Annotated in this window: 7 protein-coding genes; all 7 read left to right on the top strand. The window is 35.8% G+C overall.

Annotated features, from left to right (window positions below; all coding sequences use genetic code 11):
• Nucleotides 1-214 precede the first annotated feature (214 nt).
• Nucleotides 215-778 (top strand): RNA polymerase sigma factor, encoded by a 564-nt coding sequence (locus tag AC3QL1_RS06070; RefSeq protein WP_492496001.1) that lies wholly within the window; start codon nucleotides 215-217, stop codon nucleotides 776-778.
• A 349-nt stretch (nucleotides 779-1,127) separates the two neighbouring features.
• Nucleotides 1,128-2,306, top strand: a complete 1,179-nt coding sequence (locus AC3QL1_RS06065) for a FecR family protein (RefSeq protein WP_492496000.1) — start codon at nucleotides 1,128-1,130, stop codon at nucleotides 2,304-2,306.
• A 190-nt stretch (nucleotides 2,307-2,496) separates the two neighbouring features.
• A complete protein-coding gene (locus tag AC3QL1_RS06060; RefSeq protein WP_492495998.1) occupies nucleotides 2,497-5,706 on the top strand; it encodes a TonB-dependent receptor in 3,210 nt (1,069 codons plus the stop codon).
• Nucleotides 5,707-5,714: 8 nt separating this feature from the next.
• Nucleotides 5,715-7,226: a RagB/SusD family nutrient uptake outer membrane protein gene (locus tag AC3QL1_RS06055; RefSeq protein ID WP_492495996.1), complete on the top strand. Its 1,512-nt coding sequence runs from the start codon at nucleotides 5,715-5,717 to the stop codon at nucleotides 7,224-7,226.
• Nucleotides 7,227-7,239: 13 nt separating this feature from the next.
• A complete protein-coding gene (locus AC3QL1_RS06050; RefSeq protein WP_492495994.1) occupies nucleotides 7,240-8,322 on the top strand; it encodes a SusE domain-containing protein in 1,083 nt (360 codons plus the stop codon).
• Nucleotides 8,323-8,446: 124 nt separating this feature from the next.
• Nucleotides 8,447-9,826 carry an alpha-amylase family glycosyl hydrolase gene (locus AC3QL1_RS06045; protein ID WP_492495992.1) on the top strand — a complete coding sequence of 460 codons (1,380 nt, stop codon included), beginning with the start codon at nucleotides 8,447-8,449 and terminating at the stop codon, nucleotides 9,824-9,826.
• Nucleotides 9,827-9,873: 47 nt separating this feature from the next.
• Nucleotides 9,874-12,054 carry a glycoside hydrolase family 97 protein gene (locus AC3QL1_RS06040; RefSeq protein WP_492495990.1) on the top strand — a complete coding sequence of 727 codons (2,181 nt, stop codon included), beginning with the start codon at nucleotides 9,874-9,876 and terminating at the stop codon, nucleotides 12,052-12,054.
• Nucleotides 12,055-12,295: the final 241 nt, after the last annotated feature.

Genomic DNA, 12,295 nt, shown 5'->3' with positions numbered 1-12,295 from the left:
GGTTAAAATCTTATTGACTTGATAAAAAGCCCTTTACCACTGGTTTTACCGCATGTTTGCATAAAAATTATTAAAAAAAACAGAATTAAGTTTTTTTAGATAACATTTGTTGCGAATAATATTTTTATATATTTGCTAATCAGTCAGCATCTTAGACCCCTCATTTTGATAGTATCATAATATAATTAGAATTAATTAAAGACTAATTAAATTAATGTTAGAAGCAAGCAACAGTAGCGAAAAATTATTGGTCAGTGAACTCAAAAGTGGCAACGAAAAAGCATTTCGTACACTTTTTGATTTATACTACCAGGATATCTATGGTTACAGCATCAGCATTTTAAAATCAAAAGAAGCAGCGGAAGAAAATGTTCAGGATGTTTTTATGAAAGTCTGGCAAAATCGGGAAAACCTAAATACCGATCAATCTTTTAAAGCCTATATTTTTACCATTGCACGAAATCAGGCTTTTAATTTCCTGAATAAAGCAGCAAACGAAATACTTCTTAAAGAAGAAATTTTTTATGAAAGCCAGAAATCTCATGAATATGGAGATTACTCGATTCGCGAAGCCGATTGCAAAAAACTTCGGAAAGAAGCCATGAAGCAATTACCTCCCAAACGAAAACAAATTTTTAAAATGTCACGAAAGAAAGGCATGAGTTACGAAGAAATAAGTCAGGAACTCGGCATCTCTATAAATACTGTCAAGAATCAAATGAGCAAAGCATTAGAATCGATGCGAGTCTTTTTTCAGGTTCATGATGAAATTATCTAAACCAAAGAATACCTCAACCAATTAAATCACTCTTTTTGAGTGATTTTTTTTTTTTTATAGCAACGTTTGTCATTGCGAGGAATGAAGCAATCTCACTTGCTGCATTCTCAGCAGTGCGTTGCTCTCGGGATGTGATTTCTCCTCCGTCGAAATGACAGAAGCTGCTAATTCTTCAAAAATCAAACAATTTTAAAAAAAATATTTTTTATCTAAAGCCTCAATAAAATCAACACTTCACAAGATTTACTTCATCTCTAAAATGTTAAAATTTAAAAATTTACAACGTTTGAGTAGTAGTCAACATCCTTTCAACTGTATTATATAAAACCCAGACATAAAATCATTCGTAATGAATTCAAATTCTGAAATAAAAAACCTATTACAAAAGTTTGTTTTAAACCAATGTACACCCGAAGAAACAAACGAGGTAATTGCCTATTACAAAAAAAATAAACTTACCGATGATTTTCCTTCTGTAGAAGATATTCAAAATCTTTTGGGCGAAATGCCAAAAATGAGTCAGCAAATGGCAGATGATATTTTCATGAATATTTTATCGGCTTCAAAAGAAACAGAAACTGTTATTGAACTTCCGGCAGGAAAATCAAATTTCAGAAAATATATTGCGATCGCGGCTTCGGTTGTTGTTTTATTGGGAATTGGATTTTTCTACAAACAAAATATTTCCACTACAACACCTCAGCCAAAATTCGATTTTAAAAGTACCGATATTGTTTTGCAATTAGAAGATGGAAAAGTGCAGATCATTCATGAAGACAATTCCGTTCAGGTTTTAGATTCTAAAGGAAATGTGGTTGGAAATCAGGCCGGAAACAAATTGGTTTATGAAAACAATTCAGATTTAGAAAAAGTATCTTATAACACGATTAAAATTCCGTACGGTAAAAAATTCCAATTGCAATTGTCTGACGGAACTCTTGTTCACTTGAATTCAGGAACTACTTTAAAATATCCCGTAAAATTTATTGCCGGCGAAAACAGACAGGTTTTTCTTGATGGTGAAGCATTTTTTGATGTGGCCAAAGATAAAAAGCATCCTTTTATCGTAAACGCAGACAATTTGAATGTTCGTGTTTTAGGAACTCATTTTAATGTTTCGAATTATCCGGAAGACGTTTCTACCGATGTTGTTTTGGTCGAAGGTTCTGTTGGAATGTATCATTCTGACGAAGAATTCAATGCTGCTAAAAACACAATTTTAAAACCGGGTTACAAAGGAAGTTTCAATAAAGAAAATGCCACAATTAGGACCAAACCGGTTATTACGGATATTTATACTTCATGGATAAATGGCGGTCTGACTTTTAGAAATATGACTTTCAAAAACATTATTACAAAACTCGAAAGACGCTATAATGTTACAATCATCAATAAAAATGAAAAACTGGCTAACGAAAAATTCAATGCAAGTTTTAAAGAAGAATCTATAGAAAATGTGATGAGTTATTTTAACGACATTCATGGCATTAATTACACGATAAAAAACAATCAGATACTAATTAAATAACCACTAAAAACATGACAATTTATGAAGGAATAAAATTTCAGGAATAAAAAAATCGGAAAGAGCTGCGAACAATTTCCGATTTACTAAGTGATTGAATATAACGAATTAACTACAATCAATTAACAAAATTATGAAAAAAAAATCAAAGGACACTGGGTTTTTATACCGAGTGTTCCAAAATGACCTAAAATTGAAACTAACAACATTACTTATTTTGGTCGCCATGTTTAATATCAGAGGGAATACTTATGCCCAAAAAACAAAAGTTACTCTTGAACTAAACAATTCAACAATCGAAAAGGTTATTGAGACCATTGAACAAAAAACAGATTTCAGGTTTATTTACAAACTGAATGATATCGATCTTGACCGCGTAATTTCTATTTCTGTAAAAGATCAGCCGATTAATATTGTTTTAGACAAACTTTTTAGAGGAACTCCAACAGAATTTAAAGTTCGTGACACACAAATTATACTGAAAAAACCGGAATTAAAAACTGAAAATATTCAATATGAAAAAGTAACTATTTCGGGAATTATTACTGATGAAAATGGCTTGCCTTTGCCCGGAGCTTCTGTTATTGAGGAAGGCACAAAAAACGGAATGGTAACTGATTTTGACGGAAAATACAAACTTACCGTTGAAAGTTCTGCCTCCGTAATTGTGGTGTCTTTTATAGGATATAAAGAGAAAAAAGTAACCGCTAATCAAAACATTATCAACATTCAATTACTTCCTGACGCTACAAATCTTCAGGAAATTGTTGTAGTTGGTTATGGAACTACAGCCAGAAAAGATGTTACGGGCGCAGTTTCTTCAATAGCGGCAAAAGACATGAACCAGGGTGCCATTGTAAACCCGTTATCGCTGATTTCAGGAAAAGCTGCCGGTGTTAATATTACTCAAATTGGTAATGAGCCAGGTTCGGGACCGAGTGTTCGTATTCGTGGTATTTCATCTTTAATTGGAGGAAATGATCCGCTTGTAGTTGTTGATGGAATTCAGGGAAATATGGATTTATTAAACCAGGTTCCGCCAAGTGAAATTGAAAGTATTGATGTTTTAAAAGATGCGTCTGCAACTGCTGTTTACGGTTCAAGAGGAGCGCCCGGAGTTATCATCGTAACAACGAAAAAAAATAAAGCAGGAAAAACGACTATGGAATATATTGGATATACTTCTATAGATTTTATTCCGAAAAAACTAGATATGCTAAGCGCTGATCAATGGTGGACAACTGCGCAAAGTGTGGGTGTTCCGGCCTCTTCAAATCACGGTTCAGATACTGACTGGTATGGTCTTTTGACGCAAACGGGACTTACACAAACCCATACATTATCGTTTGGCGGAGGAACTGATAAATTTAGTTACAGAGCTTCTATAACTGCTATTTTGCAAGATGGCGTGGTTATTAATTCAAGTAATCAAAAATATATTGGTCGCGTTCAGGCAACACAATTGGCTCTTAATGATAAATTAAAACTGACTTTTAATTTAAATACCGGAGTAAATAATGTAACGGGAAGTATTGCTAAAATTGGTGCTGTTTCTTATCAGTCCAACTTAATTACAAACTCATTATTGGCCAGACCAACAGATCCGGTTTTTGATACTGAAGGAAATTATTTTACTGATTCAACTGTATTTCAATATTTAAATCCTTATGCAGCAGCTCAATCGGTAGTAAATGAAAGACAGGAAGATAATTTATTTGGAAGTTTAAAAGCAGATTTAGACTTAGGGAAAGGTTTCTCTGCGAACTGGTTTGGAAGCTGGAGAAAAACAAATTCAACTCAGGGATATTTCCTTCCGCTAAAATCAACAGAAGCTTTTGCGGTTGAACAAAAAGGTTATGCCAATATTGATAATAAGAGACAAAACGAAAAATTAACCAATATTAGCCTTACGTATAAAAAAACTTTCGGAGTTCATAGCTTTAATGCACTGGCTTTATACGAATGGCAAAGCCAGACGTATCAGGGTAATTTTGCTCAGGCAAGAGGTTTTATAAGTGATGAAGCGACTTACAATGCGCTTCAGTTTGGTGATTTGTCTAAAGTAAGACCGGGCGATTTAAGATCGTATAAAAATGACCGATCTTTAGTTTCTTATTTAGGAAGATTAAACTACTCTTTATTAGACCGTTATTTACTTACAGCAAGTATCAGACGAGATGGTTCATCTGTATTTGGTACCAACAACAAATGGGGAAGTTTCCCTTCGGCATCTGTGGCGTGGCAAATCAACAAAGAATCGTTTATGACGAATACTCCATTTAACGAACTTAAATTACGTGTTGGTTATGGTGAAACGGGTAATCAGCAAGGTCTTTATCCTCAAACTTCATTACCATTAGTGGATAGTTCAGGAAATACTTATTTTGGAGGATCTGTTATTACCAACTTTGGAATTTCTCAAAATGCAAACGCTGATTTAAAATGGGAAACCAAAAAACAAACCAACATTGGTCTTGACTTTTCTCTTTTAGACAGCAGATTACGAGGTAGCGTAGATGTTTACGATTCTAAAACAGATAATTTATTATTCAATTATACTGTACCTCAGCCACCTTATCCATACAAAGAAATCAAAGCCAATGTGGGAAGTATTTCAAACAAAGGTTTGGAAATTGCCCTTGGATACGATGTTATCAGAACCGAAAACAGCACGCTGACATTAGCAGGAAATGTATCCTTCATGAAAAATGAAGTCCTTAATTTAAGCGGAAGCATTAACGGAATTCCTTTAAATACTGATTATGTGGGCTGGGGAGCTGCAAACTCTTATTTGGTACAAGGAAAATCTGTTGGTGCATTTTATATTTTACAACATACCGGCGTAAACGGAAATGGTGTTGAAACAGTAGCAGATCGTGACGGAAACGGCATAATTGATCAGGGTGTAAAAAGTCCGGATCGTTATTATGCAGGTTCAGCATTGCCTACTTACACTTTTGCATTCAACCCTTCATACCGTTACAAAAACTTCGATGCTTCGATGTTGGTAAGAGGTTCAGGCGGAAATAAAATTTACAACGCATTGAATCAAAATTTAAGTATGCTGGAAAATACCGGTAAATCAAACATTTTAGAAAGTGCCGTTGATAAAGGAATTCATTCTTCTCCATACGGATCTGATTTATGGTTGGAAGACGGTTCATTTGTGCGTTTAGAAAATCTTACAGCAGGATATACTTTCCGCTTTACTGATAAATACATAGACAATATTCGACTTTCTCTTACAGGAAACAATTTACTGCTGATTACAGATTATACAGGCGTTGATCCTGAATTGAACATCAGCGGAAGTGGTGATCCTAATGATAATTTTGGTGGAGACAGAGGAATTTACCCGCGTACCAGAAGTGTTGCATTTGGTTTGACTGTAAAATTTAAATAGTAAAAGAAATGAAAATTAAAAATATACTACTAGCAGGAAGCGCATGTTTCCTAACCCTTTTCAGCTGTACAGATATCAACGAAAACATATACGATAAATATCAGCCGGACAGCTTCTATGGCACTCCGGAAGGGGCAGATATTGCCCTTGCCAGTGTTTATGCAGAAATTCCCGGAGACTTTGTGCGCAATAATGTTCCGGGAGTTGGTTACGCCGGAGCAGATAACGGCTGGTATGACATGAATTGCATGTCATCAGATGAGCAGGTAATTCCACATAGAAATACAGGAGACTGGCAACAGGATTTTGCCCGTTTGCACAAACATGAATGGCTGCCAACAGATTTCATTATTAACAATACCTGGAACTGGCTCTACAAATCTATTTTCAACGCCAATCTAGCCATTCAATTATTAGAAAAATCAAATGCCGAAGCTTCAAAAATAGCCGAAGCAAAAGTGTTGCGTGCTTTCTTTTATTATTTATTAATTGATGATTTTGGTAATGTTCCCTTCTTTACAGATAATAATATTACAGTTGATAAAATTCCGCAATCCAGCCGTAAAGACGTTTATACTTTTATTGTAAAAGAAATCACTGAAAACGTAGACTTGCTTTCTACCACAAAAGGAGGAAATTACTATGGAAGATTCAACAAATGGGCCGGTTATACCTTACTGGCAAAAGTATATCTGAATGCCGAAGTATATACCGGAGAATCAAAATGGAATGAATGTTTAGCCGCTTGTAATAAAGTGAGCGAAGGTGGTTTTAGTCTTCATTCAGGAGAAAAAAATGACGCAAGCCCGTTAGGATATAAATATTATGAATTGTTTGGAGACGTACTTCCGGATGATGAAACTATTTTGCCTATTTATGCCACTCTTGATGTCGTTTCCCGAAATATTTATGCCACTCGTAGTTTATACGGTCCGCATGGTAAAAATTTATTTGGATATGATGGCTGGAACGGAACTATTGTTCCTAAAGATTTCTTCCTGAAATATGATGCAAATGACATTCGAATCAAACAATTTTTAGTAGGCGAACAAGCTGGTGGATTTAATTACACTCTCGATGTCGCTTCTTTAGACAATCCCGGAGCTGCGCCTCAGGCTGGTGTTCGTAATGTGAAATTTTATCCGGCAACGCCAAGATCAGGCGGAGGAGCTTCAAATGACTTTCCAATTTTCAGATACGCTGATGTACTTTTAATGAAAGCAGAATGTTATGTTCGTTTAGGAAATGCTGCCACAGCAAAACCTTTTATAGACCAAATCAGAGTACGTGCAGGATTAACAGGATTAGCTGCAAACCCAACTTTGGACGATGTGTACAACGAAAGAGGATTTGAACTAAACTGGGAAGGCCACAGAAGACAAGACATGATTCGTTTTGATAAATTTTTATTGGCAAACGAGTTCAGACCAGAATCTCCTGCTTATAGAAAATTGTTCCCAATTCCAACATCTGCATTAGATGCCAACAGAGGATTAAAACAAAACGAGGGTTATTACTAAAAACAAAACAATCATGAAAAAATATATAAACAAATTACTCTTGTTAGGCGGCTTGCTTTTTTTAGGTACATCCTGCGAAACCGACGGCCAATTAACGACTTTAAAAACAGTAAGTTTTCCGGCAGAAATTGTCGCTTCATCAAGCACAATTATTCTTTCAGAAGATACTGCAGATCAACAGGCTTTACTTATTTCGTGGCCAGCTGTTACATATCCAATTGCTGCACCGGTTACGTATGCCCTTCAATTTGATTTAGTTGCCGATATCAGCGGAACCGAAGCCTGGCAAAAAGCCAAACGAGTTGAAGTTGGCGCTGACGTTTTAAGCAAAGCATTTACAGATCAGGAATTAAACAAAATAGCAACAGATTTAGGTCTTCCTATTGATGTTGCCGGAAAAATGGTAGTTCGCGTAGAAGCTACCATGGATCGCAGAGTATATTCAAACACGATTACACTAACCGTGACTCCTTATGAAAGAAGTGTTGCTTTTGGCGAAATTTATATGCCGGGCGCGTATCAGGGAGAATGGAATGTAGACACGGCTTTAGCATTAACCGCTATTTCAAAAGGTGTTTATCAGGGTTATGTAACCGTACTTCCGGGTTATGGTCCTGTATTTAAATTGAATACAGGCAGAAACTGGGAGCAATTTTACGGCGCAGGAGCTACAAACAATGATTTAAAAAACATGAGCACTACTGATTTTGCCCTTCCGGGAGAAGGATCGTATCAGGTCAAAGTAAATTTAAATACTTTAAAATGGAGTGCTGTTGCTTATTCATGGGGAATTGTTGGTGATGCAACTGCAGGAAGCTGGAACACCAGCACACCAATGAACTACGATTATCAATCAAAAACCTGGAAAATAACGGTAGATTTAGTACCCGGAAATGTAAAATTCAGGCTAAATAATGAATGGACAATCAATTATGGTCCTAAAAATACAACAGACGGAATTGTATATCTTGATGATCAGGGATCGCATTATGTAGGTGAAGCGGGTACTTATGAAATCACTTTCAACATAAACGACGTTGATCCTGTTGGTGCCGGATATCCTCCAACTGCAAATTATACTATTGTTAAAAAGTAGTAAACGCAATAAACTTCAAAAATTAGTTTGGTTTGAGTAACGCCTGTCTTTCATTTCATACGTGAAAGGCAGGTTTATTCTAACAGTTGAACTTGATTTATTAAAAAACTAAAATTCAGAAAATATGAAATTTAAAATAAATATCGTCTCTGCACTACTGCTTGCACTGGCGTTTGTTTCCTGTAGTTCATCAGATGATGCTGCCAATACAAACCCTGCATATCCGCAATATGGTGCTTCTTTTGATAAAATGCCAAAAAAGGAAGATGCCATCATTTATCAGGTTAACATTCGTGCTTTTAGCGATGCCGGAACTTTAAAAGGCGTTCAGGACAGATTAACGCAAATTCAGGAATTGGGCGTAAATGTTCTTTATTTAATGCCGGTTTATCCTGTTGGAAAAGTAAAAGCTTCGGGAGAATTAGGTTCGCCTTATGCGGTGCAGGATTACAAAGCCGTAAATCCTGATTTTGGAACTTTAAAAGATCTTCAGACTTTAGTGGAAGAAGCGCACAAAAAAAATATGGCTGTAATTCTGGACTGGGTTGCCAATCATACTGCATGGGATAATGCGTGGATTACACAACATCCTAATTGGTATTTAAAAAATGAAAAAGGAGAAATTATTATTCCGCCGGGAACCAATTATACAGATGTTGCGCAGTTAGATTTCAACAATACCGAAATGAAAGACGCCATGATAGATGCCATGTCTTACTGGGTTTACAATGCAAATATTGATGGTTTCAGATGTGATTATGCCGATTTAGTGCCTCAGAATTTCTGGTCAGATGCTATTACGAAATTAAGAACTATCAAAAAAAACCAAACCATTTTAATGCTGGCCGAAGGTTCTAAAGCAAGCCATTTTGATGCTGGTTTTGATTATACTTTTGGTTTTAATTTCTTCAGCACTTTAGAAAAAGTTTTTAAAGAAAGTAAACCTGCAACAACAATTCAGGATTCGAACACTACAGAATATGCAAACAATTATAATCCTGATAACAGAATCGTAAGATACACGAGCAATCACGATGTTAATTTTGCAGAAGGAACGCCATTGGAACTTTTTGGAGGTAAAAAGGGATCTTTGGCAACGTTTGTTGTAGCGGCTTATTTAAAATCTGTTCCGATGATTTATAACGGTCAGGAAATTGGATATGCAAAAAGACTGAATTATTTCGCCCGCACTCCTATTGACTGGTCAAATGCAGATGCAGAAATGCTGGCCGAATACAAAAAAATTATTGCTTTTAGAAATACCAGCAATGCCATTAAAAAAGGAACTTTTACAGGATATAGCAGCAATATTGTAAGTGCTTTTACAATGGTAAAAGATGCTGAAAAAGTTTTAGTTCTTTCAAACTTAACTAATTCAACAGCAAAATATTTGGTTGCGCCTGCCTTAAAAGGAACATGGAAAGATGCTTTTACAGGAGCAGCCGTAACCGTTGGTGCCGAAATAACACTAGAACCTTTTCAATATTTAGTATTGAAAAACTAATACAAAAGCAAGTTTAATAAATTAGATTTGCAAAAAACTAAATAAACATGAATTTTCAATCCCACAAATCATTGCTTCAAATTCGTTTAGGCAAAAAAATCGCGTTGTGTCTTATTGTATGTGCCAATTCTTTATGGATTCAGGCCCAGGAAATCACTTCGCCAAACAAAAATCTTTCTTTAAAATTTGAATTGAAAGAAGGCGGAGTTCCATCTTACCAATTATCATATAAACAAAAAGCAGTTATAAAACCAAGTTCTTTGGGTTTAGAACTTCAAAATATGCCTTCGTTTTTGGATGGTTTTACCGTTACAAATACAGCACAATCTTCTGTTGATGAAAATTGGAATCCTGTTTTAGGCGAAGAAAAAACAATTAGAAATAACTACAACGAATTGGTTGTGACTTTGGCTCAGGCTAAAAACAGCAACAGATATATTAGAATTCGTTTCCGTTTATTCAACGATGGTTTAGGTTTTAGATATGAATTTCCGAAGCAAAATGATTTGAGTTATTTTGTAATCAAAGAAGAACGTTCTGAGTTTAATCTGGCTGGAAATCACAAAATTTTCTGGATTCCGGGAGATTATGATACCAATGAATATGCGTATACGACTTCTAAAATTTCTGAAATTCCTTCGCTGATGAAAAAAGCAACGATCGAAATCAATGCACAATGGCCAATCAAAGAATTATCTGTGCAAACGCCATCAATGATGAAATCTGATGATGGTTTGTACATCAATATTCATGAAGCGGGATTAATTAATTATCCGGCCATGTATCTTGAAGTTGATGCTGCAAACAACAAAATGATCAGTCATTTAGCGCCAGATGCTGTTGGTGCAAAAGGATACATGCAAACAGATGCACAATCGCCGTGGAGAACTATTGTGGTAAGTGATAAAGCAACAGATATTCTGGCTTCAAAATTAATTCTGAACCTTAACGAACCAACAAGTTATAAAGATGTTTCGTGGATAAAACCGGTAAAATATATCGGAATTTGGTGGGAATATTTCGTTGCCGGAAAAAGTACATGGGCTTTTGGAAAAGAAAACAATGTAAAATTGACAGATGATTTTACCAAACTTACGCCAAACGGAAAACACGGAGCCACAACTGAAAGAGCCAAAGAATATATTGATTTTGCTTCTAAAAACGGTTTCGATGCAATTCTTATCGAAGGTTGGAACATTGGTTGGGAAGACTGGATTGGCAACTGGAAAGAAGAAGTTTTTGATTACGTAACCGCTTATCCGGATTTTGATGTAAAAGCAGTTCATGAATATGCCGCTTCAAAAGGCGTAAAAATTATCATGCACCACGAAACTTCAGGATCTGCAACCAATTATGAGCGTCGTTTAGACCGTGCTTTTCAATTTATGAATGACAACGGTTATGACGCCGTAAAAACAGGTTATGTGGGTAAAATTATTCCGCGTGGCGAACACCATGACGGACAGTGGATGGTCAATCATTACATCAACGTAGCCAAACGTGCTGCCGATTATAAAATCATGATTGACAGTCACGAAGCCGTTCGACCAACAGGTTTAAACAGAACTTTTCCAAACTGGATTGCACAGGAATCTGCCCGTGGAACTGAGTTTGAATCTATGGGAGGTTTAGCGCCTGATCATACCACGATTTTGCCGTTTACCCGTTTAATGGGCGGACCAATGGATTACACTCCGGGAATTTTTCAAACCGATCTTTCGTATTACGGAACCGGAAGTTCTCAACGTGTCAATACGACTTTGGTAAAACAATTGGCTTATTACGTTACAATGTACAGTCCGTTGCAAATGGCGGCAGATATTCCGGGGAATTACGAGCGTTTTCCAGATGCTTTTCAGTTCATCAAAGATGTTGCTGTAGATTGGGATAATAGTTATATCCTGGAAGCTGAACCGGGAGATTACATCACAATTGCACGTAAAGCCAAAGGAAAAGACGCCTGGTTTGTTGGTGGAATTACGGATGAAAATGCCAGAACTGCCAATATTACTTTTGATTATTTACCTGCCGGAAAAAACTTCATCGCCACTATTTATGCTGATGCAAAAGAAGCCAACTGGAATAAAAATCCACAAAAATATACGGTGACTAAAGTTGTTGTAACCTCAAAAACAATTTTAAAACAGTATTTAGCTCCGGGCGGAGGTGTTGCCATCAGCATCAAAGAAGGAAATGCTTCAGAATTAAAGGGATTGAAAAAGTTATAGAACGTTACATAATCTTATGTAACACATTTTTCCGCCACGAATTCACGAATTATTAATCTATTAAGATTTAAAAAAAATAATTCGTGAATTCGTGGCGAAAAAAACTACTGTCCAAATCTTGGGCAAAAATTAAAATTTTACTACTTGAAAACTATTAACCACAAAATGTTTGTCGAATTTAAAAACAATGCGAGTGAGAATGAATTTTAGTTAGAGATGCTGACAAGCATACAAAAAACAA

The sequence above is a fragment of the Flavobacterium sp. GW823-FHT04A11 genome, from assembly GCF_058796535.1.
This window is presented reverse-complemented; position numbering and strand designations above follow the sequence as displayed.

What these genes read in the sequence shown, in the direction of transcription:
- AC3QL1_RS06070 (WP_492496001.1), top strand. Translation starts at nt 215, where the DNA reads ATGTTAGAAGCAAGCAACAGTAGCGAAAAATTATTGGTCAGTGAACTC.
- AC3QL1_RS06065 (WP_492496000.1), top strand. Translation starts at nt 1,128, where the DNA reads ATGAATTCAAATTCTGAAATAAAAAACCTATTACAAAAGTTTGTTTTA.
- AC3QL1_RS06040 (WP_492495990.1), top strand. Translation starts at nt 9,874, where the DNA reads ATGAATTTTCAATCCCACAAATCATTGCTTCAAATTCGTTTAGGCAAA.
- AC3QL1_RS06045 (WP_492495992.1), top strand. Translation starts at nt 8,447, where the DNA reads ATGAAATTTAAAATAAATATCGTCTCTGCACTACTGCTTGCACTGGCG.
- AC3QL1_RS06055 (WP_492495996.1), top strand. Translation starts at nt 5,715, where the DNA reads ATGAAAATTAAAAATATACTACTAGCAGGAAGCGCATGTTTCCTAACC.
- AC3QL1_RS06050 (WP_492495994.1), top strand. Translation starts at nt 7,240, where the DNA reads ATGAAAAAATATATAAACAAATTACTCTTGTTAGGCGGCTTGCTTTTT.